We start from the raw sequence: 24601 nt of genomic DNA, 5'->3' as shown, positions 1-24601 counted from the left end.
GCCCAGGTATGTGGCGCTGCGATCCGCCGGGGGGCGACGCCGCAGCGTCAGTGGGACAGGCCGCGGCGCAGACGGTAGCGGCCGTCCTGGAATTCCTCGAAGATCTGTTCGAGCGAAGGATGATCGACCGGCCCCGCCTCGGGATCGGCGAGCAGGTTCTGCTGGCTGACGTAGGCGACGTAGCTGCTCTCGTCGTTTTCGGCGAGGAGATGGTAGAACGGCTGGTCGCGGCGCGGTCGCAGGTCCTTGGGAATGGATTCGTACCATTCCTCGCTGTTGGCGAAGACCGGGTCGATATCGAACACCACGCCGCGGAAACCGAAGAGGCGATGCCGCACGATTTCGCCGATGCCGAAGCGCGCCTCTGCCACGGGTGGCGCCGAAACCTCGCGGCCGGCCTGGGGCGAAAAGAAGCTCGTGCGGTCCATGTCCGGGATATAGGATCGCTCCGTATTCGAGACAAGTCGATGACTGTGGGTGGTTTTGCCCTTTTCGCTTGAAAGCCGCAAACCCATGCGCTAACGGCGCGCTTCCCGACCGGGGGCGGCTGGTTCCGCCCTCATGCGCTTCGCGGAGAGGTGGCAGAGTGGTCGAATGCGCCGCACTCGAAATGCGGTGTACGGGCAACCGTACCGTGGGTTCGAATCCCACCCTCTCCGCCAGCAACTCCCCTGCAAATTTTTGCATCGATCTAACCCTCGCCGGGGAAGCTGGCAGCACCGCGTCATTTTTGCGGTGCTGGGCCACGATGCCATTTTCGCACGAGTGACGATCTGTCCGCGCGGCAAGCATTGCGCGGGCGTCGCGTGCGACCGGCTGTCCGGCGGCTTTCGAGCGTGAGGTGACAGCTTCGTCGGCCGCGTGCGGCATATGCCCGGTCCTCGCGCGCGAGGGCGCTTCGAGAGGGCCCTGATGGGGCGTATTGCGCAGCCAGCGCTCTTGCGTTCAGGAGCCCTGGAACGGGCTTGCGATGCCTATGGGCTTCGCAGAGGCGGGGAAGGGGCGCGAGGCCTTTCAAAACCCGGCAGCGGGCGCCGCAGCGACTTCTGGCCGAGCGTCTCGGGCCGATATGCCGGATTGTGGCGTCCGGTTTCCGGGAGTGGCTGCGACGGGCTAGGAAATGTCCGTCGAGCGCCGATGGACGATCGTCCACGGCCTTTGGAGTTCGCAAAGCGGAATGTTGACCGCTCGGCCGGGCCCGCAGCGCGCACCCGTATTGGCGGTCGCCCGCTTGTGGCTGGTGGGAGAGGATTGCCGCAAGGCGGGCGACCGCCGATCGGAAGCCCTGCCCGACGCGAGGGAGCGTCGGACAGGCCTTCGCCGTCGTCGGGTCAGTCGAACTTGAAACGCACGCCCAGCGCGAAGGTGCGCGCGAGAAGCGTGGTGCCGAGGTTGAATTGGTCGGCGTTGCCGACATCGCCGAACCGGTAATAGTTCTGCTGGGTCGAATTGGTCAGGTTGACCGCATCGAAGGTCACACCGACCTTGTCCGTGACGTTCCAGGTGAGCTGGAGGTCGAGGCTCTTCTCGGGGCGGAACCACACTCCGATCGGGTTGGCGAACAGGCGCGCCTCGTTGTTGTGGAGGAACTCCTTGCGCCAGATGTACGACAGGCGGGCATTGAACGGGCCCTTGTCGTAGGCGAGCGTCGCATTGTACGACAGCTTCGACACGCCGAAGAACTGCGACGTCGACTGGCCGACGATGTTGCCGGCGCTGTCCGATTCCGGGATGTTCTGCTTGGAGTCGAGGATCGTGACGCTGCCCTGGAAGCCAAGGCCGTCGAGCGGCCCCGGCAGGTAGTGCGGGAAGTAGGTCAGGCCCACCTCGACGCCCTTGAGCACGCCGTTCGAGGCGTTCACCGGCCGGGTGATGGCGAAGTAGTTGGTCGCGCCGGCCTGGATCCCGTTGTTCGGGATGTATTCGCGCACCGTCAGCGGCACCACGAGCCCGTCGATTTCCCGGCGGAAGCCGGTGACGTAGATCGCGCTGTCGCGGTCGAAGTACCATTCGAGCGCAAGGTCGAAGTTCTTCGAATGCGTCGGGCGCAGGTTCGCCGTCCCGGCCGAGCCCGAGCCGTAGCCGACGTTGGTGAGGTCACCGGTCAGGCTGTAGTTGGGGTTGATGTCGCTGAAGTTCGGACGGCGCAACGTTTCACCGTAGTTGAACCGCAGGCGCAGGTTGTCGGTGAACTCGTAGCGCAGCGTGAACGCGGGCAGGAGCTTGTTCGAGCCGTTCGAGGCAATCGTCTCGGCGCCGCCGTTGTAGCGATCGAAGAAGCGGCTGTTGGTGTCGACGTTGACGAAGCGCACGCCGCCTTCGAGCTTGAGCGGGCGCCCGAACAGGTCGATCTGCGCGTCGGCCATGATGTAGGCCGACATCGTGGTTTCGGTGATGTCGAACACCCGGTCCAGCACCAGCTGGTCCGAGGTCTTCAGCTTGTAGAGCGCGCGGACCTCGTCGGCGTGCGCGTTGATCCAGTAGCCGTTCGGCAACACCCAGCTGGTCGGAACGTCGGCGCGGCCGTCGAAGAACCCGCTGTTGGTGAACAGGCCCTCGGCGGGGAGCGCCGTGCTCAGCGACTTGTTGAGGCGGCCGCCGTCCTGGGTGCGGACATAGGTCTGGGCGGTACGGCGATCGAGGCGCACGCCGGCCTTGATCGCGCGGATGAAGCCTTCATCCCAGGTGTAGTAGCCATCAAGCGTTCCGGTGATCGCGTCGCCCTTGGCCTTGTTCGCGTTGTCGTAGAACTCCGCGACGTTCCACACCGAAGGATCGGCCAGCAGGCCGTCGTCGTTGAAGTGGAACGAAGGAATGCCACCGCCTGCGTTGAAGTCGACGACGATCTGGTTGGCGACGCGGTCGGTGCGCATTGCCTGGAACGTCGTCTCGTTGGTGCTGGTCTGGTAGGCGACATCGGCCGTGATCTTGCCGCGGTCGCCAAGGTCCCACTTGCCGTTCAGACCGTAGACGTAGCTGTCGGTCCGGTTCGTCGCATAGTCGCCGCTGTTGAAACCGTAGACGTTGTCGACGGTGCGCGACTTGATGATGTTGGTGCCGTCATAGAGCTCGACCGGGCCGGGGTTGCCCCACCAGTCGACGAAGCTGAACTGCAGCGAGTTGAAGGTGTTGCCCCGGAAGCCCGAGTAGAACATCTCGGCGGTGTAGACCGAGCTGCTGTTGGGCGCCCACTGCAGCGCGACGTTGACCGAAGGGCGCTCGCGCTTGCCGTAGAGGTCGGAGCTGAACACCGCGTCGCGGCCAAGGTAGTAGGGAACGTCGACGCCGTTGATCCGCAGCGTCGAGCCGGCTTCGGTGGGCAGGCCCGCGTTGAGGCCCGGCTGCCAGTTGACGTTGTCCGGACCGGGGAAGATCCGCTCGAGCTTGCCGAGGCCGGACCCGGCAGGCGGGGTCTCGGTGGCGAAGGGCACGAAGGCGCCGGCCGTCGTGCTCATGTTGCGGTACTTGGTCTTGCTGTAGCTCGCGTTGACCAGCAGGCCGATTTCGCCCGCACCCGTTTCCCAGCGATCGCTGACCAGCAGCGCGACGTTGGGATTATAGCTGTCGGCCTGTTCGTTGTAGATGCCGCGGGCGAGGCCGGAAATGGTGAAGCCGTCGAAGTCGAACGGACGGCGGGTCTCGACGTCGATCTGGCCGGCAAGACCGGTCTCGATCTGGTCGGCCGAACGGGTCTTGTAGACGTTGACCGACTTGACCAGGTTGGCCGAAATGTCCTGCAGCGCAAACGACTGGCCAGCGGCAGTGAAGATGTTGCGGCCGTTGAGCGTGGTCAGCGGATCGGACAGACCGCGGATGGTCACCGCGCCTGCTTCGCCGCCGGCGCGGTCCGTGATCTGAACGCCGGTAACGCGCTGTAGCGCTTCCACGACGTTGTTGTCCGGCAGCTTGCCGACGTCTTCGGCGACGATCGAATCGACGATCTGGGTCGATTGCTTTCGCACGTTGAGCGCGCCCACGATCGAGGCGCGCACGCCGCTCACGACGATCTCGCCGGAATCGTTCTCGGCGGGGCTCGCGGGCGAGGCGTCGGTGGTTTGCGCGTGCGCCACGGTCGACAGCGTCAGCGCCAGAATCGAAGTGGTACCGAACGCAAATGGCTTGAGCGCCATGAGATCACCCTCCCTGGTACGGGCCAGCCCCTATGCCATGCCCAAATTTGTCGGACTAATTATTTGTCCGAGTTAATCGTGGCAAGAAAAATTTTGCGTACGGCAAAGGATCAGCAAAATTCACGGAGAGAGTGATGCGCGCCGGCAACGCGGCTGCGGAGCCGGCGTGCATTCGAATGAAAAACCCCGAGTAATCAGTCGATCCGCCAGCGCGTCGCCTCGGCCATCGGCACGAGCCTCGCGGTGGTCGGCGACGCCAGTGCGAACGAGCGGCGCATAACCGATTCGAGGATCACCGCGCCGTCGCGCTCGCGATGGAGAACGAAGCGCTGGGCCGGGCCCTGTGCCAGCGGGGAGAGCGCGATGCCGCCGTCGGCCAGCACAGTCAAGCGATCGTCGCGGCGCAGGATCGGCGCGACGGTCACGATCCCGGGCGCATCTTCGAGAAGGCGGAACTGGGTTGCGGCAAGGGGGGCAGCGCCGGCAAGGACGCGGCTTCCCTCGCAGGCAAGCGGGGCGCCGTCGGTACGGAGCAGCCGGACCGGCAGGGGCCCGTTGCCTACCGGCACCCCGAAGTCCGGGGTGCCATCGGGCTTGTAGTAGAGCCGCTGCACCCGGGTGTGCCGGTTGGGATCGAACAACGGGTCGCCATCGATGTGTTCGTAGTCGCGCCCGTGATAGACGAGGATGTCGCGTCCCTGCTCGTCCACGGTGAAGCTGTTGTGGCCCGGGCCGAAGACCCCGGTTTCGGGGCTGGTCACGAACACCGGCTGCTGCGACTTCTGCCAGACGCGGGGATCCATGATGTCGGCGTCGTCGGGCGCGGCCAGCAGCCCGAGGCAATATCGCGCGTCGGTGGCGCTCGCGGAGTAGGTCATGAACAGGCGACCGTTGCGCGCAAGGACCGCGGGCGCTTCGTTGACCTTGAACCCGCGGACTTCCCAGTCGAGCGTGGGAATGCTCAGCCGGGTCGCGGCTCGCGCCAGCGTCAGTGGCGATGCGAGAGGGGCGATGTAGAGGTTCGAGTTCGTCTCGATCCCCGGTTCGCGCTGCGCCCAGGCGAAGTAGCGGGTGCCGCGATGGAGGAAACTGGTCGAATCGAGGCAGAAGCTGTCCCACGGCGCCTGGAACTGGCCGAGCACGGTCCAGTTGCCAGCCATCGGATCGGGTCCATCGCAGACCACGGCGAACGTGCGGATGCGGAAAACGTCTTCGCCGCCGCCACTGGGGCCTGCAGCGAAGTACATGATCCAGCGCCCGTCGATCAGATGGAGTTCGGGCGCCCAGATGAAGCCCGACATCGGTCCGCTCGCCTGATGGCGCCAGAGTACGCGCTCATCGGCCGTGGCAAGGCCTGCAATCGTCTTCGACCGGCGCAGCACGAGGCGGTCGTACTCGGGGACCGATCCGGTCAGGTAATAGAAGCCGTCGTCATGCCGGAATACCTGGGCATCGGCGCGCTGGCGGACCAGCGGGTTGACGGGGCCGGCATCAGCCGGTGGCAGGGGCAGGGGTGCCGCCATGGGCGTGCAGGCGATGGGCAGGGCCGCGCTGCCGGCAAAGAAGGCACGGCGCGAGAGCGAGAATGTCATGGCAAGTCCTCTCTGTCGGATTGGCTTCAGTCGATCGGTTCCGCCACGGGCCAGCCGGTCTCGTCCCAGCGCAGCTTCCCGACGCGCAGCTTCGGCGCGCCGTTGGCGTCACGATCATAGGCATGCCACACGAGCCAGGTCGTCCCGTCGGCGTCGGTGAACGCGCCGGCATGGCCTGGTCCGCGATAGCGCTGCTTTTCCTGCGGATCGGCGCGAAGCAGTATGGTGCCGCCTCCCTGCAGCATCGAACTGCCGTCGCGGCCCTTGTAGGGACCGGTGATCCTGTCCGCCCGTCCGACCACGGTGTAGTAGGTGCTGTTCACGCCCTTGCAGCAGTAATCGTACGAAGCGATCAGGTAGTAGGCGCCCCCGTGCGGTACGATGAACGGCGCTTCGATCGCTGCGGGTGCGGTGGCAGGGGCTGGCCGGCCGGCAAGGCTGTAGGGTTCGGTTCCGGGAACGGGTTTGCCTGTTTTCGGATCAAGCGCAAACAGCTTGATGCCGCTCCAGAAACTGCCCAGCGCAAGCCATTGCCGCCCTTGGCCATCGGCCACGAAGTTCGGATCGATGGCGTTGAAATCGTCTTGCGGCGTGGATTGCACAACCAAGCCGCGGTCGGTCCAGCGATAGGCCTTCGACTTGGGATCGAGAGTCGGGCTCGTGGCAAGGCCAATTGCGGAACGGTTCGAACCGAAGGTGGATACCGAATAATAGAGCCGGTATTCGCCGTTCACAAAAGCGATATCGGGCGCCCAGATTCCTTCCGTCCCCGGCACGGCTTGCCTCGCCCAGGCGGGTATGTCGGCGAACACCGATCCGGCATCTGTCCAGTGTCGCAGGTCGGCCGACGTCTTGATCCCGATGTACTTGCCCACGGTGCTGAACACGTACCATGTCGCCCCTTCGCGGATCAGAACGGGGTCGTGTACCGTCAGGTCGCCGGTCAACGGCATCGACTGCGCGTGGCTCGGCGTGGGGGCAACCCACAGGGCAAGCGCCAGGATCGTGCTGCGCAGCCGGCTCATGCCTCGCACGCCATCCAGGCCTCGATGAGAGCGCGCGCCTTCGCGCCTACCGTGGCGGGCTCGTCGCCCGGCTTGTACAGGCTACCTCCCACACCGATACCGAATACCCCGGCCTTGCGGAATTCGGCAACGTTGGCCGGACCCACCCCGCCCACGGCCCATATCCGCGTGCCAGCGGGCAGGACTTCGCCAATGGCTTTGACATAGGCGCTGCCAAGCACCGATCCGGGGAACAGCTTCAGGCTTGTCGCGCCCGCGCCGATGGCGGCGAAGGCTTCGGTGGGAGTGAGGAAACCGGGCAGGACGTCCATCCCCAGCTCCAGCGAGCGCCGGATGATCCCGGGATCGACGTTGGGGGATACCATGAAGGTTCCTCCCGCCTGCGCGAGTGCCTCGGCCAGTTCGATGCTCGTCACCGTACCGCCGCCAATCGCAGCTCGATCGCCGAGCGCGCCGGCCATGGCCGCGATCGAGACCGCCGGATCGGGAGAATTAAATGGCACCTCGATCAGGCGGACGCCGGCGGCAACCAGGGCTTCGGACACAGCGACCGCTTCGTGCGGGCCGATGCCGCGCAGGATCGCCACGATCGGTGGAGCGCCCGCAGCCAATGCTTCTTCGATGGTCATGTCCGGTCCTGTTGCTGGAGCGATTGGGTAAGGCCCGCGAGCACGGCGGCATCGCCGTCGATGGTGCGCGAGGCGATGCCACGGCTTTGCAGCGCGCCTGAATAGAGCGTGGCGAGCGCTGGCGCGCCGATGACGACCACGGTCCCCGTACCCGGCGCAAATTGCGCGACTTCCGCCCCGATCAGCAGACCGGAGAGGTAACCGCGCGACCATGCCTGTGATCGCCCGTCCATCAGGCGGGCTGCCCGGGCCTCGAACAGGGCGCCTGGCATGGGCTCTCCCGCGCGCTCGAGCCCGCGGGCATATCCCTCTTCGAAACTGCCGGTGCCGCCCTCGTTGCTTCCCGTCAGCGACGACTTTCCCGCGAGCAGGGCGAAAACCTCACCGGTCGGTGCGGTCGAGAAGCGACGGATCGCGCCGTCGTCGAGCGTTACCCACTTGCTGTGGGTCCCGGGCAGGACAATGACGTGGCTGCCCTGCCCGAGAGAGGGTTCCAGCGCAGTCGCCCCGAAAACCTGCGCTTCCTCGCCGCGCATCACGTCGGGCACAGAGGCATCGCTACGGTGCGACAGGCCCGGCAACACGTCGACGTTGATACCTGCCACCTTCACCGTGGCCGGCGCGGCGAGCCACTGCGCCACGGTGCAGGGGCACGGCACATACGGGGCCAGCAGAAGTCCGGCGGGAGAGCCGGCCATGCCGCACAGCGTAACGCGCTCAATCAGTCCCTGCGCGGCCCAGGACGTCAGGCGCTCCTCAAGAACCTGCGCTGCATTTCCAGCAAGCGCGGTCGTTCCGGGTCCGTCAATCCGGTCGGTGATCGTCCCGCCGCGCAGCCGCCACAGCCGCAGGTTGGTGCCGCCCCAGTCGCCAAGGACCTGCGTCGCGGTCATTGCAGCGTCAGGACCACGATGGACTTGGCAGGAAGTGTGACGGAAAGCGCACCGTCGCTGATCGAAGCTGCGTCGAAGGACACCGGCCTGACCACGTCGGGCGCATCAAACGTGTTGTGCGAATTGATTGCCGGCGCGGTGAGCACGCGGCCCGAGACACCGCTGGCCGCCACCCCGGTCAACTTCACCCGCACGGTGTTGGCCTGATTAGGATCGAGGTTGGACAGCGCGACGTAGGTCTTGCCATCCTTGGCCTTGACCGCCGACCCGCTGACCGCCGGCATCGTGAACTGGTCCTTGGCGTACCACGGCGCGTCGATGTCGATCGGCAGGACGGTCCCGTCCTGCCAGGGCTTGTACATCTCGAACACGTGGTAGGTGGGGGTAAGGACCATCTTGCGACCCTCGGTCAGGATCATCGCCTGGAGGACGTTGACCATCTGCGCGATCGCGCTCATCCGCACGCGGTCGGCGTGACGGGCGAAGATGTCGAGGTGGATCGAGGCGATCAGCGCATCGCGCAACGTGTTCTGCTGGCGCAGGAAGCCGGGGTGCGTGCCGGGGTCCTGCGCATACCACGCGCCCCATTCGTCGACGGCAAGGAAGACCCGCTTGGCGGGATCGTACTTGTCCATGATCGCGGTGTGGCGGGTGATCAGATCGTCCATGCGACGCGCGCCGGCCAGCGCATCGGCCCAGCCGTGCTCGTCGAAGTCGACCGCCGGAGCACGCGGCGGCCAGCCCCCGGCAGGGTGAACGTAATAGTGCAGCGATACGCCGTCGAGCATGTCGCCGGCGACGCGCATCATCGTCTCAGTCCAGGCGTAGTCGTCGACATTGGCGCCGGCCGCGATCTTCATGATCCGCGTGCCGGCGGGCGCCTTGATGAAGGTGGCGTAGCGACGCGTGACGTCTGCCGCATATTCGGGCCGCATGTTGCCGCCGCAGCCCCACAATTCATTGCCCACGCCGAAGTAGGGCACCGCCCACGGCTGCTTGTGCCCGTTCTTGCCGCGAAGATCGGCGAGACTTCCCGCGGGCGCGGTCATGTACTCTACCCACTCGGCCATTTCCTGCGGGGTGCCGTTGCCGACGTTGCCTGCGATGTAGGCTTCGGCTCCGACCTGGCGCAGCAATTCGAAGAACTCGTGCGTGCCGACCGCATTGGGCTCGGTCACGCCGCCCCAGTGGGTGTTGACCTTGACCGGTCGGCCGGCCTTGGGGCCAATGCCCTCGCGCCAGTGGTATTCGTCGGCAAAGCAGCCGCCGGGCCAGCGGATCACCGGCACCGACAGGTTCCTGAGCGCGGCGACGACATCGTTGCGGAACCCGTTGGTCTGGGGGATCGACTTGTCGTCGGCCACCCATAGCCCGCCATAGATGCCGTTGCCGAGGTGCTCGGCGAACTGGGTGAAGATGCGCTTGTCGTAGACCGGCCCCGGCGTGTCGGCATGAAGCACGGCGCTGGTCGCCCGTCCGCCGGTGTCGGCGTGGGCCGGCGCGGCGAGCGCGCTGGCAGCTAGCAGGAAAGCTGCGGCAGCACGGCGTATGTTCTTTGTCATCGTGACCTCTCCCAAGAGGCGTTCAGTCGATAAAGGCGTCGGTCGTCTCGCGTTTGCCGCGCAGGAATGCGTCGGCGACCAGCCGCAGCGGATCGACATCCACGTCGCTCCGGCCGCTGCGGATCAGCGTGGCGAAACGAGCGTAAAGGCCGGGATATTCGTGGTCCTCGGCATGCTCGGTGCCGCTGGGCAGGGACAGCACCGCGCCGCCGTTCGACAGCTTGAGCGCGCCGGCATCGGTCTCGACGACGATGTCCCAGCTCTGCGGACCGGTCTGCCGCCAGTCGAGGTCCATGTGGATCTTCGCGCCAGCGGTATCGCAGAAGTGCATATCCGCCGCGATCGGCGCGGCGCGGTTGCTGGGGATTTCGAGCGTCGCGGACTTGAGGAAGAACGGGCGCGGAAGGATGTGCGTGACGATCGACAGCGCGTTGATGCCGGGATCGAACACGCCGAGCCCGCCCGGCTCCCAGATCCACGCCTGCCCGGGGTGCCAGACTCGCACGTCTTCGCGCCAGGTGATTTCGACACGTTCGATCCTGCGTTCGGCGAGCCAGGCGCGGGCAGGCGCGACGCCTGCGGCAAAGCGCGAATGCCACGCGGCGAACAGCGTTGCCCCGACCTTTTCGGCCCGGCTTTCGAGCGCGGCCACTTCCGCCAAAGTCGCCCCCGGCGGCTTTTCCAGGAAGACGTGGATGCCGCGCTTGAGCGCCATCGCCGCCAGCTCGTAGCGAACTTGGGGCGGCGTGCAGAGCGAGATCGCGTCGACCGCGGGGCCTTCCTCGAGCAGTTGCTCGAAGCTTCCGAGATGGGGGACGTTCGGCACGCCGCTGTCGTGCGGACTGACGGTGGCGGCAAGGCTGAAGGTGCGGTTGCCGGCGATCGCCGGGAGGTGCTGGTCGCGGGCGATCTTGCCGACGCCCACGACCGCGATGCGGATCGGGTCCATCGCGCCTAGAGCACCCTGACCGAGATCGGGGCGCCATCGCCGCTCGCGCGGGCGAGCGGATTGCGCAGCGGCAGCGTGAACGGCGCGGCTTCGATCTCGAAGGTATCCCCGACCTCGGTGGTTACGCCGTCGGCAAACGACAGTGTCGCGGTGCCGAAGAAGTGGACATGGATGTCACCGGGGCGACGAAACAGTCCGTATTTGAAATGGTGGTGTTCGAGGTTCGCCAGGGCGTGGCTCATGTTGTCCTCGCCCGAGAGGAACGGCTTTTCCCAGAGCACGTCGCCGTTACGAACGATGCGGCTGGTGCCGCGCACATCGGTCGGCGTCTCGTTGATCAGCAGTTCGGCGCCGATCGCGGCCTGGCGCAGCTTCGAGTGCGCCAGCCACAGGTAGTTGTGCCGTTCGGTAACGTGGTCCGAAAATTCGTTGGCAAGCGCGAAGCCGAGCCGGAACGGCGTGCCGTCGCTGGCGATCAGGTAAATGCCGGCGAGTTCGGGTTCCTCGCCGCCATCCTTTGCGAACGACGGCATCGCGAGCGTCCCGCCAGGTCCAACCAGTTGCGAGCCGTCACCCTTGTAGAACCACTCGGGTTGTTGCCCGATCGCGCCCGCTGCGGGCTTTCCGCCTTCGAGCCCTTCGAGGAACATGCGCATCGAATCGGTCTGGTGCGAAGCGGCCGCGGCGTCGCGGTGCATCTTGTCGCGCCCTTCGGCCGAACCAAGGTGCGTAAGGCCGGTGCCGGTCAGCAGCAGATGGGCAGGGTCCGCATGGTCGATGGGGGCGAGAAAGCGCCCGGCGGCGAGCTCTTCGGGCAGGTCGACGCCGGCGCCCGTCGGGCAGGCGCGGGCCGCAGCGGCAAGACTGGTCCCGGCAGCGATTGCGCGCTCGGCGAGTTCGCGGACGCTGGAGACTCCCCCGAGCACCCATGCGGCGCCCTGGTCCGCGAGTACCACCGAACGCGCGCCGTCGTCGGCACGGTGCTGGAGCAAACGAAGCGACATCGTTGTTCCTCTCTCAAACAGTCAGGACGCCGTCGACCAGGCGCGGCGCGCCATCCCCTAAGGCATCGTCGCGCAATTCGGCGGGAAGCAGGCCGGTGGCGAGGTTCTGGTAGCTGACCGGGCGGAGGAAGCGGTCGATGGCAAGGCTGCCGACCGAGGTCGTGCGCGCATCGGACGTGGCCGGGAAGGGGCCGCCATGGACCATCGCGTGGCAGACTTCGACGCCGGTCGGCCAGCCATTGGCCAGAATGCGTCCGGCCTTGGTCTCAAGGGTCGGAAGCAGGCGGCCGGCGAGCGCTTCGTCGGCGGCGTCGAGATGGAGCGTGGCCGTCAGCTGGCCTTCGAGACCCTTGAGCACGCTCAGCACCTCTTCCTCGTCCTTGCAGACGACGACGAGCGAGGCTGCGCCGAACACTTCGTGTCCCATTGCCTTGTCGGCCAGGAACGCCCCGGCCGTGGTGCGGAACAGCGCGGCGGCGCCTTGCGTGCCAGCGGCCGGCAAGCCCTTGGCAAGCGTTTCTATCTTGCCGTTGCCTTCGAGCGCGGTCACGCCCTCGGCATAAGCCTTGCAGATGCCGGTCGTCAGCATGGTCTGCGGCGCTGCCGCCTCGAGTGCTGCAACGGCATTGGCGATGAACTCGTCGAGGCCTGCGCCTTCGATCGCGAGCACGAGCCCCGGGTTGGTGCAGAACTGGCCCGCGCCCATCGTCAGCGAGCCGACGAAGGCCGTCCCGAGCGCAGCGCCGCGCGATGCAAGCGCCTCGGGCAGCAGCACGACGGGATTGATGCTCGACATTTCGGCATAGACGGGGATCGGAACCTCGCGCGCCTGTGCGAGGCGGGAGAGGGCGAGTCCGCCCGCCCGCGAGCCGGTGAAGCCCACGGCGGCGATCCGCGGGTCCTGCACGAGTGCTGCGCCAAGCTCGTTCGACGGGCCGACCAGATGGCCGAACACGCCCTGGGGCAGGCCCGATGCCGCCACCGCGCGCGCAATCGCGTCGGCGACGAGCGCTCCGGTCTGCGGGTGCGCCGGGTGGCCCTTGACCACGACGGGGCAGCCTGCGGCGAGAGCCGACGCCGTGTCGCCGCCTGCGGTCGAGAAAGCGAGCGGGAAGTTCGAGGCGCCGAACACCGCGACCGGCCCCAGCGGGATCATGCGCAGACGGATGTCGGGGCGGGGAAGCGGCTGGCGCTCGGGCAAGGCCGGATCGATGCGCAGCTGCTGCCACGCTCCCTTGCGCACCACCCCGGCAAAAAGGCGAAGCTGACCGGCGGTGCGTCCCCGCTCGCCCTCCAGCCGCGGGCGCGGCAGGCCCGATTCGCGCATCGCTGCTTCGATCAGCTCGTCGCCGATGGCCACGATCTCGTCGGCGATCCGCTCGAGAAAGGCCGCCCGCGTTTCGCGGTCGGTGGTGCGATAGACATCGAATGCCGCGGACGCTGCGGCGCAAGCGGCTGCGACGTCATCGGGGCCGTGGACGGCAAAGGAAGGACCGTGCGGCTGGCCGGTTGCGGCTTCGATCGAGCGGAATTCGGTCATCGGAATCTCCTGATTTACTCCGACATATTGCGACAGGGCCAGAAACGCAACACGACTGCGCGGAGAAATGCATTTGTCGTTTGCCCACGCCCGGCAGGCTGTTAAGCCGTGCACCAGGAGGACCTTCAGGACGTGACGGAAGCTGTAACCGAGACCCAGTCCGAGCGGCAGCCGAAGGGTTCGGACGAAAGGAAGACCATGACGCGCGGTCCCGGGCGGCGCTTGCATGGCGCGCTTGCGCACAAGCTGGGTACGGCGATCTTGTCGGGCCAATATGCGCCGGGCGACGTGCTTCCGGGCGAAGTAGCCTTCGCCGAAGAGCTCAAGGTCTCGCGAAGCGCCTATCGTGAAGCGATCCAGGTGCTCGCGGCGAAAGGTCTGGTCGCCAGTCGTCCGAAGGCGGGCACCCGCGTCCTGCCTCGCGAACGCTGGAACCTGCTCGATCCCGAGGTGCTGGCCTGGGCCTTTGCGGGCGAACCCGATGTGGCTTTCGTCCGCGACTTGTTCGAGTTGCGCTCGATCATCGAGCCGGCGGCGGCACGGCTCGCCGCGCACCGGCGCACCAAGGACGATGTCCGCGTGATGCGCGAGGCACTCGCCGCGATGCGGCGGCATACGCTGACCACCGATGCCGGACGCGCGGCGGACCGGGACTTCCACGACGCAATCCTTCGCGCCACCGGAAATCACGCGATGGTCGTCCTCTCGGCGAGCATCGGCGCCGCTGTTCACTGGACCACCCAGTTCAAGCAGCGCACCCGCGAACTGCCGCGCAATCCGATCCCCGACCATGCGCGCGTGCTCGAGGCGATCGCCTCGGGAGACGCAGACGCGGCGGCCGAGGCCATGGGCGTGCTCGTCGATCTCGCGCTCGAGGATACCCGCAGCTCGATGGAGCGCAGCGGCGACTGAGCGCAAGGGCCCCCGCGGCACTGTCCGAGCGCACCAAACCGAAAAGGGCGGCAACCTCGCGGTGCCGCCCTTCGTCGTTTCGCCGCGGTGGGCGTTTGGCAGTGCGCGACCGGTCAGTCGCTCGCGGATTCGGGCTCCACTGCGTGCGTGGGGCGCGAGCCCCAGAGCGCGTAGAACAGCACGTAGAGTTCGCAGGCGGCGGTGAGCAGGAAGGAATTCTGCAAGCCGTAGCTGTCGGCAAGGTAGCCTTGCACGACAACCAGCGCGCCGCCGGCGATGGCCATGATCAGCAGTCCAGAGCCTTCCTCGGTCAACGGGCCAAGGCCCTTGATGCCCAGCGTGAAGATGGTCGGGAACATGATCGAGTGAAACAGCCCGACAAGGATCAGCGACCACATCGCGACCGGCCCGGTGGTGAAGACGGTGACGAGCATCACCAGGAAGGCGCCGATCGAGAAGGCCGCGAGCACGCGGGCTGCGTCGATCTTCTGCATGATCGCGGAGCCGGCGAACCGGCCGATCATCATGCCGCCCCACAGGAACGTAAGGTACTTGCCCGCCTGCTCGTGCGTCAGGTCCGCGATCTGCGGCTGGCTGACGAAGTTCACGAACAGGTTCGCGACCCCGATCTCGGCGATCAGGTAGATGAAGATGGCAGGCACGCCGAACACCAGGTTGCGGTGCAGCCACAACGAGTGCTTCCGACGCTCTTCCTTCGCCAGTCGTTGCGTGGCCGATCCCATCGCCGGCAGGGGGAAGCGGGCGATGACGAGCGCAAGCACGACCAGCACGGCGGCAACCAGCGCATAGGGCAGGATCACCGACTGGGCATCGGCGATCCGCTCTGCGGGCGTCAGCACCGTGCCGGCGGCAGCGGTGCCGCTCTTCGACCGGCCGAGAATGAGATAAGCGCCGAACATCGGAGCGAGCATGGTCCCGGCCGAGTTCATCGCCTGGACGAGGTTGAGCCGCGAGGAAGCGGTTTCGGGCTTGCCCACCACCGCCACGTAGGGGTTGGCCGCAACCTGCAGCAGCGTGATGCCGCTCGCGATCACGAACAGCATCGTCAACGTCACGCCGTAGGAGGGAATGGACGCGGCGAGCATCATGCCCAAGGCTCCCGCCGCCATGATCAGCAGTCCGGTGACCAGCGACTTCTGGTAGCCGATCCGTTCGATCAGCTTCGCTGCCGGGATCGAGGCGACGAAATAGGCGATGAACCAGACGCTCTCGATCAGGGTGGTCTGCGTGTAGTTGAGGTCGAACACCGCCCGCAGGTGCGGCAGCAACGTGTTGTTGATGACGGTGATGAAGCCCCACATGAAGAACAAGCTGGCCAGCAACGTCAGTGCAGGGCCGTAGCGCACGGAGCTGTCGTGGTGGGCCCCTGCATGGGCGCCCTGCGATACCACTGGCGGCATAGTCTCCAAATCCTCTCGTTCGGGCGGATTCTGCGGACCGTCCTGGGGTCGCATAGCCGCTTGCGCACTTTCTATTTGTCGGACTATATAGGCAAATCGGCGGCGTCAATGGGCCAGCTTGCGGGAAAGGATAAGGGAATGATGGGGCGCGGCAAAGTTTCGCTAGGTCTGGCAATCCTGCTCGGTTCGACGTCGCTCGGCGGCCAGGCTGCGTCGGCTGCCGAGGCATCCCAGGAGGTTGCAGGCACCCTCGCGGACGGCACTTCGGTCCAGGCGATCACCCTGAAGGCCGCAAATGGCGTGTCCGCGCGCATCCTGACATACGGCGCGACGTTGCAGACGTTGAAGGCGCCGGGGCGCGACGGTGCGATCGCCGATGTGGTGTTGGGCTACGACAACCTGGCCGGCTACGTCGATCACCCGAACTATTTCGGCGTGACGGTGGGGCGCTACGCCAACCGCATCGCTGGCGGCGCCTTCGCACTCGACGGCAAGTCGTATCGCCTGCCGCTGAACGACAAGACCAACTCTTTGCATGGCGGGGGCAAGGGTTTCGACAAGCAGGTCTGGAAAGTCGTCTCGGTCAAGTCTGGCCCGGTTGCGAGCGTCGTGCTGTCGCATGTCAGCCCCGACGGTGACTCCGGCTACCCCGGGTCGCTCGCGACGACGGTAACCTATTCGCTCGACGAAGCGGGCGCGCTGACGATCGCCTTCGAGGCGAAGACGGACAAGCCGACCATCGTCAACCTGACGAACCACGCGATTTTCAACCTCGCCGGGGAAGGTGTTCCGCAAGGCGCGATGGGGCAACTGCTGACGATTCCAGCATCGGCCTATACCCCCGTGGACGACAAGCTCATTCCTACCGGCGAACTGCGCCAGGTGGCGGGGTCGGTCTTCGATTTCCGTGCACCGCGGCCTGTCGCCGACGGGCTTCGCGACGGGCGCGATCCGCAGATCGTGGCCGGGCGGGGCTACGATCACAACTTCGCGCTCGACAAGGGCGTGACTGCCCGGCCGGAACTGGCCGCCCGTCTCGAAGACGCGGCTTCGGGGCGCGTCCTCGAAGTTCTCTCGACCGAGCCCGGCGTTCAGTTCTACTCCGGCAATTTCCTCGACGGGACGCTCGTCGGAAAGCAGGGTCACCTCTACCGCATGGGCGATGGCATCGCGCTCGAGCCGCAAAAGTTCCCCGATGCGCCCAACCACCCCACGTTCGTGTCGGCGCGCGTCGATCCGGGCAAGCCTTACCGTCACACCATGATCTACCGCCTCAGCGTCGCACGCTGATCGCACTCCTTCCCGAGCGAAAGCTGCAATGACCCAAACGCCTTCCTTCAAGCTGCGCAGCCGTGCGTGGTTCGACAATCCCGCCAACATCGACATGACCTCGCTTTACCTCGAGCGCTATCTCAACTTCGGGATCAGCCTCGAGGAACTGCGCTCGGGCAAGCCGATCATCGGCATCGCGCAGACCGGCAGCGACCTGTCGCCGTGCAATCGCCACCATGTTGTGCTCGCCGCGCGCATCCGCGAGGGCATTCGCGAGGCGGGCGGCATCGCGCTCGAGTTTCCGGTCCATCCGATCCAGGAGACCGGCAAGCGCCCGACCGCGGGTCTGGATCGCAACCTCGCGTATCTCGGCCTCGTCGAAGCGCTTTATGGCTATCCCATCGATGGCGTCGTCCTGACCACGGGCTGCGACAAGACCACCCCGGCGCTGTTGATGGCGGCCGCCACGGTCAACATTCCCGCCATCGCGCTCTCGGTCGGACCGATGCTGAACGGCTGGCACAAGGGCGAGCGCACGGGATCGGGCACGATCGTGTGGAAGGGCCGCGAGATGATGGCCAAGGGCGAACTCGACGCCGACGGCTTCATCAAGCTGGTGGCGTCGTCGGCTCCCTCGACCGGCTACTGCAACACGATGGGTACGGCGACCACGATGAATAGCCTGGCCGAGGCGCTGGGCATGATGCTGCCGGGCTCGGCGGCGATCCCGGCGCCCTATCGGGACCGCCAGGAGTGCGCCTATCATACCGGCAAGCGGATCGTGGACATGGTGCGCGAGGATCTCAAGCCCTCCGACATCCTTACGCTCGAGGCGTTTCACAACGCGATCGTCGTCAACTCGGCCATCGGCGGGTCGACCAATGCGCCGATCCACCTTGCCGCGATTGCCCGGCACATCGGGGTCGAGCTGCCCCTCACCGACTGGCAGGACAAGGGCCACAAGGTTCCGCTGCTGGTGAACCTCCAGCCGGCGGGCGAGTACCTGGGCGAGGACTACTATCGCGCAGGCGGCGTGCCGGCCGTGGTCGCGCAGCTGATGGGCCAGGGGCTGATCGCGGAGCAGGCGATGACCGTCAACGGCCACACGATCGGCGACAACTGCCGGGACGCGACGATCGAGGACGAGCGGGTGATCCGTCGTTTTGAGGATCCCTTGCGCGAAGACGCAGGTTTCCTCGTCCTGACCGGCAACCTTTTCGATGCCGCGATCATGAAGACGAGCGTCATCAGCGAGGAATTCCGGGAACGCTACCTGTCCAATCCGGACGATCCCGAAGCATTCGAAGGACCGGCCGTCGTCTTCGACGGGCCCGAGGACTATCATCACCGGATCGACGACCCGTCGCTTGGCATCACCGCTGCGACCATGCTGTTCATGCGGGGCGCCGGGCCGATCGGCTACCCGGGCGCTGCCGAGGTGGTGAACATGCGCCCGCCGGCCTACCTCATCACCGAAGGGGTGAGCGCATTGCCGTGCATCGGCGACGGGCGGCAATCCGGCACCAGCGGCAGTCCTTCGATCCTCAATGCCAGCCCGGAAGCTGCGGCAATGGGCGGACTGGCCTTGTTGCAGACCGGCGACCGTGTCCGGCTCGATCTGCGCAAGGGCCGGGTCGACGTGCTCATTTCCGACGCTGAACTGGCGGAGCGGCGCGCGGCACTCGAAGCGGCCGGTGGATATGCCTATCCCGCTTCGCAGACGCCGTGGCAGGAAATCCAGCGCAGCGTGGTCGGCCAGCTGAACACCGGCGCGATCCTCGAGGGTGCCGACAAGTACCAGCGGATCGCACAGACGATGGGCCTGCCGCGGGACAACCACTGATGGCGAACTGGCAAAGGGTCGACCGTGGCGGCCAGCGCGATGTGCTGGGCGAAGGTGCGCTGTGGTGTCCGCGCGATCGAGCGTTCTACTGGGTGGACATCCTTGCGCCGGCACTCAACCGCCTGGTGCTCGGTGACAGCGAGGTAACGCGATGGGCCATGCCCGAGCCGCTCGGCTGGGTCGTGAGCCATGCCGAAGGCGGGCTCGTCGGCGGATTCCGCTCGGGCATCGCCCGGATCGGGCTCGAGCCCCTGTCCGTGGGCGCGCGCAAGGCGGTCGAGGCGCATCTGCCCGGCAACCGCATGAACGATGGCAAGACCGACGCGACCGGGGCGATCTGGTGCGGCACCATGGACATGGGCGAAGCGCAAGCCAGCGGCTCGCTCTACCGGATCAGCCCGGATGGCGAACTGGCAGCGGTGGATATCGGGTACCTGGTGCCAAACGGCCCGGCGTTCTCGCCGTGTGGACGCTGGCTTTATCACGCCGATAGCGGCCGTCGGATAATCTATCGCTTCGCACTCGAGGGCGGTGATGCCCGCAAGGACGGCGTGTTCACCGTCTTCGACGAAGGCGAGGGATGCCCCGACGGGATGACTGTCGACGCCGAAGGGTATCTGTGGGTCGCGCACTGGGATGGCGGCAGGATCAGTCGCTTCGCGCCGGACGGTCGTCGCGAACGCTCGATCGCAATGCCTGCGCGCCGCGTCACCAACATCGCCTTTTGCGGCGAGCGGCACGAGCGGATGTTCGTGACTTCTGCATCCATCGGTCTCGACGAACCCGGCGAGTTCGACGGCGCGCTGTTCGAAGTCGACAGTGGCGTATGCGGGCAACCGACGACACCCTACGCCGGTCCAGTCGCCTGACGGGGGCGAAGCCGATCGGCAGGCGGGCCGGTCGGCGGTTTCAGCGGCAACGCCCGCACGCTGTCCTCAGGGAAAGGTTGCGCCCGGCGTCCGGCTTTCGGCCGCGCTGCGGGGGAAACGGATACGGCAGCGCAAGCCCTCGGACCTGAGTTCGTAGTCGAGTTCCCCTGCGAGGGTACCTTGCACGGCGGTGGCTATCAGCTTGGTGCCGAAGCCTTGGGCACGGGGACCCGCGACGGGCGGTCCATCGATCTCCGTCCAGTCGAAGCTGATCATCGGCTGGTCCGCCAGCTCGAGACCGAGCCGAAGGAGAACGTGGCCGTCCGACGACAGTGCGCCGTACTTGATCGAGTTGGTCAGCAATTCGTGGACGACCATGCTCAACGCTTGCGCCGCTCCCGGCGCGAGTTGCACCGGCTGCGGCAGGTGGCGCACGTCGATCGCGTCGGCGAAAGGCGCAAGCTCCTGCGCGATGATCTCCTCAAGACCCACCCCGGACCAGCGATGGGCGGCAAGCAGCGCGTGGACCCGGCCCAGGGCCTGGATGCGCTCGACGATCGCGGCCTTGAAGGCCGCGGGCTCACCCTGGTAGCGGGTGAGTTGCACGACCGATTGCACCACCGCGAGGAGGTTCTTGGCCCGGTGGTCGACCTCGCCGATGAGCAGCGCCTCCCGCTCTTCCGCCAGCTTGGCTTCGGTGATGTCCTCGCACAGGATGCCGACACCGCCGGCGCGAGCGCCGCCGCTGCGTACCGGATAGAACATCTCCTTCCAATACCGCTTGTTCCCGGGGGCGGCTGCAGTCTCGCCGGACAGCTCGACCTCGTTGATCACGACGCCGCAATCGAGCACGCTGCGCAGAAGGGGTTCGGCCGAGGCGCGAAGGTCCGGAACGAGATCCCACGCGGACTTGCCGATATGGTCCTCCACGCTGTGACCGTTCATTTCGGCAAGCGCGCGGTTGATCCGCACGAAGCGCAACTCGTCATCAAGGAAGCCGAGACCGATCGGCGCCTGTTCGTAGATCGCCTCGAGTTCGCCGAGGCGTTCGGCGGTCTCCACCTCGCGCCGCGACAGTTCCTCGGCTTGCGCGAGGAGGTGGACTTCCCGTTCGCGCAGCCGGTCCGCGAGGCTGGTCAGCTGCACCAGGATTTCGATGACGGTGAGCGCGACGACACCGAACATGGCAAGCGCCACCGGAACATCGGTCACCTCGAGCGCTCCGGAGAGGTGGTAGAAGAGGTAGCCCGAACACGCGAGCGAAAGCGCCAGCGAAAAGTTGCCTGCGAACCTGCCTCCGACCAGCGTGCTGACGAGGATCGCAGGGTAGAAAGGAATGAAAGGGGCCGCGTACCACGGGCCAAGCAGGATCCGGGCGACTACCGCGAGGGCGACGAGCGTGACGGGCAGGGCCAGTCGCAGGGCAGGATGCGAGCGGAACCGCCCGCGAAGTGCAAACCACCTCGATTCGGTGGGCGAGCGAACAAAACCGGTCGAGCCTGCAATCAAGGACGGCTTCTCCGCGAACACCGCGTCGCCTTGCGATGCTACGGCCATATCGACGCGAAGGCAAACGCAGCCGGACTAAAACCGATACATGGCGGTAGCTTACCGCATGCCTGCGGCGATCACGGCGCCCTTCGCGCCGGGTTCAGCGATACTGGGGATTGATCAGCACATCCTTTTTGCCCGCCGCCACGATCTTCGCCATCTGCGCCTGGGCCGTCGCCGCACTGCGTGCGCTCTCGAGATAGCGGCGCGCCGCCTTGCGGGCGTCTTCGGCTGCCACGGGCACGACTTCACCGCCCTTGATCCTCGAAATCTCGAGCGTCCCGCCGTCGCGGGGCGTGACGAACACCGCATCGCGCTTCATCGCTGCGATTGCCGCAGCGGCGTTCGGTTCCATGTTCAGCGTGTCGAGCACTGCGGCAGTCCGGATGTAGTCGGCGCCGACCCGGTCGAGTAGTGCGGTAATGTCCTCGATCCGGTCGAGCCCGTTGATCTGGCGCAGCGCGTCGGCATCGACGTTGCGGGCCTCTACCTGATCGACCTGGATCCGCTTGCGCCGCGCGAAGCTGGCCGGGTGGTCGACGATGAACTTGTTGACCTCGGCTTCGGGTACTGGCGGGAGGCCGGCCGTTAGGCTGCGCTGAAGCAGCGCCACGAGCGCCAGATCGTCCGCGCGCTTGAGCGCCATCGCACCGGGGGGCGTCGTGTCGACCTTGCGGCGCAGCGCCTCGTCGGCCATCAGCCTACGCGCGATCAGTCCCTGCAGGGTCGCCTTCTCCGCCGCAGCCTGGAGGCCGCCGGGCAAGGTGGCGTCCCCGAGCTCGAACTTGAGCATCGCCTCAGTAATGGGAGTGCCCGCAACGGTCGCGAGCACCCTCGAGCCCGCAGCAGTCTGCGCAAGCCCGTGCGTGGCGAGCGCGGCGGTGCACAGGGCTAACGTCCACCGGAAAAAGCGTTGACCTGGCTTGCTGCTCACGTGTTGCGATTCCCCTTTGATGTGCGTCGCCGTGCGGTTCATCGGCCGATCAGGCCGAGCCGCGCGGCGGGCGAGAGCGCTGCGATCATGCCTTGCAGGAAGCCGGACAGCGCGGTGAACTGGTCCCCGGTGGCGCCGCGCAACGCCGAAGCTCTGACCAGCACGCCATCTCCGCGGTAGCCGTGAAGCGCGTCGTCCAGACGTCCCCATGTCTGTTCCGAGGTGGTCCGCGGAAGGTTGCGTCCGATGCGGGTCCAGTAGAGGATATCCTCGGTGCGATCGCCCGATTGTGCGGTCAGCGCCACCGCAGGGACGGCTGGAGCGCCTTCTGCGGCAATCGAGACGAAGCGCCGCCCGGTAATCGCGAAGCCCACCGCAGGATAGCAGCTTTCCGGACGATGCAGCTGGAGCTGGTCGCTCTGCACGCCGCCGCGCGCGATGAGCAGCATGACGTTTGCGCCGTCGCCCGCATCGGCGTGATAGACCCGCGCGAGTTGCTCGCTGTAGAGCTGCGAGGCGAGGCTGCCTTCGGACTGCGGGATCACGATGTCTCCCGCTCCGCCCTCCTGCCATCCGCGCCAGCGGTGAGGCACGAGCTCGGTCAGCCGGGCTTCGGGGCCGAACAGCGCCAGCGTCCGCCGTGGCCGCAAGGCCTCGGCGCCGGCGACCGCGCCGACACACCCCACTCCGAGCAGGAAGTCGCGACGGTCAAGCATGGGCAACGCTCATGCGAAAGCGCTGGAAGAGAATGTCGAGCGCGAAGATGATCACGATTGCGCCGCCATAGAGGATCAGCCCGGTCGTGGCGTGCATGAAGCCCTGCGCTACCTGGTCGCCGTAGTAATAGGTCATCAGAATGAGCGCGAGCACGCGGGCTATGTTGACGGCGACAGCGATCGGGACGACCACGGCGAGCAGCCCGAGCGCATAGAGCGGCGAGCTGCGGTGTAGCACGTAGATGTAAAACAAGCTGATCGCCACGAGCCCGGTCAGGGAGTTGAGCCCCGAGCAGGCATCCTCGACGAGAAACTGGTATTGCGAAACGGCGATCGACACGCCTTGCCGCGCCACGGGATAGCCTGCTGCCTGAACCAGGCCTGCCGCCGACCAACTGACCAGCGTCTTGAGCGGCTCGGTTATCAACCGCACCAGCGAGCCGGGCAACGGGATGAGAAACGCAAGGTAGAACAGCGGGAAGGCCAGGCGGCGCAGCTCCGCAAGGCCCACCAACCGGTAGACGATGCAGACCGACATGCACCAGACCGCGAAGACCTCGAACACGAGGAAATCGAACGCCCGGCTGACCACGTAAACAAGCCAGATCGCCAGTGAAGCGAAGGCGATTGCCCACCAGGCCAGCGGGGAAACCTGTTCCTGCGGCTTAGCGCGCCAGGTGTGGAACAAGAGCCACGCGCCGCTTGCCGCGACGATCGGTCCATGCGCGCCGGTCTCGGTCGACCAGCTCTGCTCGGCGACGCGGATGAACGTCGGCACTGCCATCGCGGCAAGACCCGCCAAGGCGAGATACCAGGAGCGCGGACGCAGCAGGGGAGCGCGTGCCGGCGCCCCGGGAAGCTGTCGTGCCGCCGACCGATCGGTCATGACTGCCCTGCAGAGACCAGCGTGACCTGCTTCTGCCCCGCCTTGACGACATCCTCCAGCCGGTTGCGGAGCCGCTCTGCGGATTGTCGCGCAAGCAATGCGCGGGCCGCGGCTCGTGCTTCGGGACCGAGCAGCGCTGCCGGCTGTCGGTCAAGGACCTGGACAATGCGCGGGCCGGCGCCGTTGTTTCCGGGCAGCACAACGATGTCGCCGAGCGATGCCTTTGCCAAGGCTGCGCATGCGGCGGAATCGAGGAACAGGGTGTCGAGCACCACGCGCGCGCGGTTGGTGGGGACGTTGCCGGCGGCAAGAGCTCTCGCCGCCTCGTCGAGCGAGCGCACGCCGCCGAGGCCGGCAACGAGGGCGTTGACGGGCTGGCTCACCAGCAACTGGTCCGCGGTGACGAGCTGGCGGCGAGCGAAGGCATCGGCATTTTGCGCAAGCGTGCGGTCGATCTCGGCATTGCTCGGGGAGGCCGGTGCGCCGGCCGCGATGTCGCGTCGTAGCAGGTCGACTAGCGTCAGGTCGCGCGCTCGCGCGCGCGCAAGACTCGCGGTTTCGCCTTGTCCCAGCTTGCGCCGCTCGGCCTCCGCAACGAGCAGGCGGCGTGCCACGAGCGCATTGACAACGGCTTTCCGGGTCTCAGGCGTCTCGGCCAGATCGCGCATCTCCAGGCCCATCTCGGCCGCGGTGATTTCCTTGCCGTCGACCGTTGCGACGACCTGCCCGGCAGGAACCGATCCGTTGCCCTTGCCGCAAGAGGCCAGGGCGCCGCAGACCACGAAGAGCAGGATCGTATTCGGCCGGATCTTGTGTCGCATTTCACCCCTCGGTTCGGGCCGCTGCCAAGGTGGGCGCGGCGGGCACCAGAAG

The 24601-nt window shown here is 66.6% G+C and carries 20 protein-coding genes and 1 tRNA gene; 5 read left to right on the top strand and 16 right to left on the bottom strand.

Translation table 11 applies throughout. The features are described 5' to 3' along the window. Window positions 1-47: 47 nt before the first annotated feature. Complete coding sequence (gene hspQ, locus K3A85_RS10630) at window positions 48-428, bottom strand: heat shock protein HspQ (RefSeq protein ID WP_225206483.1); 381 nt, start codon at window positions 426-428, stop codon at window positions 48-50. 144 nt (window positions 429-572) lie between these two features. Between hspQ and K3A85_RS10625 the strand changes: the two genes are divergently transcribed. Continuing rightward, window positions 573-662 (top strand) — tRNA-Ser (locus K3A85_RS10625). A gap of 669 nt (window positions 663-1331) precedes the next feature. On the opposite strand, the gene K3A85_RS10620 is transcribed toward K3A85_RS10625, so the two are convergent. From K3A85_RS10620 to K3A85_RS10580, 9 genes are all read right to left on the bottom strand, one after another. Then, entirely contained in the window at window positions 1332-4130 is a 2799-nt protein-coding gene (locus K3A85_RS10620) for a TonB-dependent receptor (RefSeq protein WP_225206482.1), read from the bottom strand. 194 nt (window positions 4131-4324) lie between these two features. Next, window positions 4325-5722: a glycoside hydrolase family 43 protein gene (locus tag K3A85_RS10615; protein WP_225206481.1), complete on the bottom strand. Its 1398-nt coding sequence runs from the start codon at window positions 5720-5722 to the stop codon at window positions 4325-4327. A gap of 26 nt (window positions 5723-5748) precedes the next feature. Beyond that, window positions 5749-6747: an arabinan endo-1,5-alpha-L-arabinosidase gene (locus tag K3A85_RS10610; protein ID WP_225206480.1), complete on the bottom strand. Its 999-nt coding sequence runs from the start codon at window positions 6745-6747 to the stop codon at window positions 5749-5751. Further along, window positions 6744-7376, bottom strand: a complete 633-nt coding sequence (locus K3A85_RS10605) for a 2-dehydro-3-deoxy-6-phosphogalactonate aldolase (protein ID WP_225206479.1) — start codon at window positions 7374-7376, stop codon at window positions 6744-6746. Before K3A85_RS10605 ends, K3A85_RS10610 begins: the two co-directional genes overlap by 4 nt. After that, entirely contained in the window at window positions 7373-8269 is an 897-nt protein-coding gene (locus tag K3A85_RS10600) for a 2-dehydro-3-deoxygalactonokinase (protein ID WP_225206478.1), read from the bottom strand. Before K3A85_RS10600 ends, K3A85_RS10605 begins: the two co-directional genes overlap by 4 nt. Next, the gene (locus K3A85_RS10595) at window positions 8266-9831 is read right to left on the bottom strand and encodes an alpha-N-arabinofuranosidase (protein ID WP_225206477.1); all 1566 of its coding nucleotides are present in this window, start codon (window positions 9829-9831) and stop codon (window positions 8266-8268) included. Before K3A85_RS10595 ends, K3A85_RS10600 begins: the two co-directional genes overlap by 4 nt. A 22-nt stretch (window positions 9832-9853) precedes the next feature. Further along, entirely contained in the window at window positions 9854-10780 is a 927-nt protein-coding gene (locus K3A85_RS10590) for a Gfo/Idh/MocA family protein (RefSeq protein ID WP_225206476.1), read from the bottom strand. 5 nt (window positions 10781-10785) lie between these two features. Then, window positions 10786-11784, bottom strand: a complete 999-nt coding sequence (gene araD1 / locus K3A85_RS10585) for an AraD1 family protein (RefSeq protein WP_225206475.1) — start codon at window positions 11782-11784, stop codon at window positions 10786-10788. Between the two features lie 13 nt (window positions 11785-11797). Next, window positions 11798-13324 (bottom strand): aldehyde dehydrogenase (NADP(+)), encoded by a 1527-nt coding sequence (locus K3A85_RS10580; RefSeq protein WP_225206474.1) that lies wholly within the window; start codon window positions 13322-13324, stop codon window positions 11798-11800. 198 nt (window positions 13325-13522) lie between these two features. On the opposite strand from K3A85_RS10580, the gene K3A85_RS10575 reads away from it, so the two are divergent. After that, entirely contained in the window at window positions 13523-14236 is a 714-nt protein-coding gene (locus K3A85_RS10575; protein WP_225206473.1) for a FadR/GntR family transcriptional regulator, read from the top strand. A 113-nt stretch (window positions 14237-14349) separates the two neighbouring features. Here K3A85_RS10575 and K3A85_RS10570 read toward each other — a convergent pair whose 3' ends face one another. Next, the gene (locus K3A85_RS10570) at window positions 14350-15657 is read right to left on the bottom strand and encodes a sugar MFS transporter (protein ID WP_225206472.1); all 1308 of its coding nucleotides are present in this window, start codon (window positions 15655-15657) and stop codon (window positions 14350-14352) included. Window positions 15658-15795: 138 nt separating this feature from the next. Between K3A85_RS10570 and K3A85_RS10565 the strand changes: the two genes are divergently transcribed. The 3 genes from K3A85_RS10565 to K3A85_RS10555 are packed head-to-tail and all read left to right on the top strand — an operon-like array spanning window position 15796 to window position 19641. Beyond that, the gene (locus tag K3A85_RS10565; protein ID WP_404822921.1) at window positions 15796-16947 is read left to right on the top strand and encodes an aldose epimerase family protein; all 1152 of its coding nucleotides are present in this window, start codon (window positions 15796-15798) and stop codon (window positions 16945-16947) included. A 28-nt stretch (window positions 16948-16975) separates the two neighbouring features. Further along, window positions 16976-18772 (top strand): IlvD/Edd family dehydratase, encoded by a 1797-nt coding sequence (locus K3A85_RS10560; protein ID WP_225206471.1) that lies wholly within the window; start codon window positions 16976-16978, stop codon window positions 18770-18772. After that, on the top strand, window positions 18772-19641 hold the full coding sequence (locus K3A85_RS10555; protein WP_225206470.1) for an SMP-30/gluconolactonase/LRE family protein: 870 nt from the start codon (window positions 18772-18774) through the stop codon (window positions 19639-19641). Before K3A85_RS10560 ends, K3A85_RS10555 begins: the two co-directional genes overlap by 1 nt. Before the next feature lie 66 nt (window positions 19642-19707). Here K3A85_RS10555 and K3A85_RS10550 read toward each other — a convergent pair whose 3' ends face one another. The 5 genes from K3A85_RS10550 to K3A85_RS10530 form a co-directional block, all read right to left on the bottom strand. Further along, window positions 19708-21198 (bottom strand): HWE histidine kinase domain-containing protein, encoded by a 1491-nt coding sequence (locus tag K3A85_RS10550; protein WP_225206469.1) that lies wholly within the window; start codon window positions 21196-21198, stop codon window positions 19708-19710. Window positions 21199-21292: 94 nt separating this feature from the next. Further along, window positions 21293-22168 carry a hypothetical protein gene (locus K3A85_RS10545; RefSeq protein WP_225206468.1) on the bottom strand — a complete coding sequence of 292 codons (876 nt, stop codon included), beginning with the start codon at window positions 22166-22168 and terminating at the stop codon, window positions 21293-21295. Beyond that, window positions 22165-22842: an exosortase-associated protein EpsI, V-type gene (epsI, locus tag K3A85_RS10540; protein ID WP_225206467.1), complete on the bottom strand. Its 678-nt coding sequence runs from the start codon at window positions 22840-22842 to the stop codon at window positions 22165-22167. Before epsI ends, K3A85_RS10545 begins: the two co-directional genes overlap by 4 nt. Then, a complete protein-coding gene (xrt, locus tag K3A85_RS10535; protein ID WP_225206466.1) occupies window positions 22835-23728 on the bottom strand; it encodes an exosortase in 894 nt (297 codons plus the stop codon). Before xrt ends, epsI begins: the two co-directional genes overlap by 8 nt. Beyond that, window positions 23725-24549, bottom strand: coding sequence for a hypothetical protein (locus K3A85_RS10530; RefSeq protein ID WP_225206465.1), 825 nt, complete (start codon window positions 24547-24549; stop codon window positions 23725-23727). Before K3A85_RS10530 ends, xrt begins: the two co-directional genes overlap by 4 nt. Window positions 24550-24601 lie beyond the last annotated feature (52 nt).

It is taken from the genome of Novosphingobium huizhouense (genome assembly GCF_020179475.1).
Classification (GTDB): Bacteria; Pseudomonadota; Alphaproteobacteria; order Sphingomonadales; family Sphingomonadaceae; genus Novosphingobium; species Novosphingobium huizhouense.
This window is presented reverse-complemented; position numbering and strand designations above follow the sequence as displayed.

Coding starts and splice junctions, on each gene's coding strand:
- K3A85_RS10605 (WP_225206479.1), bottom strand. CDS start 7,376: ATGACCATCGAAGAAGCATTGGCTGCGGGCGCTCCACCGATCGTGGCG.
- K3A85_RS10590 (WP_225206476.1), bottom strand. CDS start 10,780: ATGGACCCGATCCGCATCGCGGTCGTGGGCGTCGGCAAGATCGCCCGC.
- K3A85_RS10555 (WP_225206470.1), top strand. CDS start 18,772: ATGGCGAACTGGCAAAGGGTCGACCGTGGCGGCCAGCGCGATGTGCTG.
- K3A85_RS10530 (WP_225206465.1), bottom strand. CDS start 24,549: ATGCGACACAAGATCCGGCCGAATACGATCCTGCTCTTCGTGGTCTGC.
- K3A85_RS10575 (WP_225206473.1), top strand. CDS start 13,523: ATGACGCGCGGTCCCGGGCGGCGCTTGCATGGCGCGCTTGCGCACAAG.
- K3A85_RS10570 (WP_225206472.1), bottom strand. CDS start 15,657: ATGCCGCCAGTGGTATCGCAGGGCGCCCATGCAGGGGCCCACCACGAC.
- K3A85_RS10560 (WP_225206471.1), top strand. CDS start 16,976: ATGACCCAAACGCCTTCCTTCAAGCTGCGCAGCCGTGCGTGGTTCGAC.
- K3A85_RS10620 (WP_225206482.1), bottom strand. CDS start 4,130: ATGGCGCTCAAGCCATTTGCGTTCGGTACCACTTCGATTCTGGCGCTG.
- K3A85_RS10615 (WP_225206481.1), bottom strand. CDS start 5,722: ATGACATTCTCGCTCTCGCGCCGTGCCTTCTTTGCCGGCAGCGCGGCC.
- K3A85_RS10595 (WP_225206477.1), bottom strand. CDS start 9,831: ATGACAAAGAACATACGCCGTGCTGCCGCAGCTTTCCTGCTAGCTGCC.
- xrt (WP_225206466.1), bottom strand. CDS start 23,728: ATGACCGATCGGTCGGCGGCACGACAGCTTCCCGGGGCGCCGGCACGC.
- K3A85_RS10550 (WP_225206469.1), bottom strand. CDS start 21,198: ATGGCCGTAGCATCGCAAGGCGACGCGGTGTTCGCGGAGAAGCCGTCC.
- araD1 (WP_225206475.1), bottom strand. CDS start 11,784: ATGTCGCTTCGTTTGCTCCAGCACCGTGCCGACGACGGCGCGCGTTCG.
- K3A85_RS10545 (WP_225206468.1), bottom strand. CDS start 22,168: ATGAACCGCACGGCGACGCACATCAAAGGGGAATCGCAACACGTGAGC.
- K3A85_RS10610 (WP_225206480.1), bottom strand. CDS start 6,747: ATGAGCCGGCTGCGCAGCACGATCCTGGCGCTTGCCCTGTGGGTTGCC.
- hspQ (WP_225206483.1), bottom strand. CDS start 428: ATGGACCGCACGAGCTTCTTTTCGCCCCAGGCCGGCCGCGAGGTTTCG.
- K3A85_RS10565 (WP_404822921.1), top strand. CDS start 15,796: ATGATGGGGCGCGGCAAAGTTTCGCTAGGTCTGGCAATCCTGCTCGGT.
- epsI (WP_225206467.1), bottom strand. CDS start 22,842: ATGCTTGACCGTCGCGACTTCCTGCTCGGAGTGGGGTGTGTCGGCGCG.
- K3A85_RS10600 (WP_225206478.1), bottom strand. CDS start 8,269: ATGACCGCGACGCAGGTCCTTGGCGACTGGGGCGGCACCAACCTGCGG.
- K3A85_RS10580 (WP_225206474.1), bottom strand. CDS start 13,324: ATGACCGAATTCCGCTCGATCGAAGCCGCAACCGGCCAGCCGCACGGT.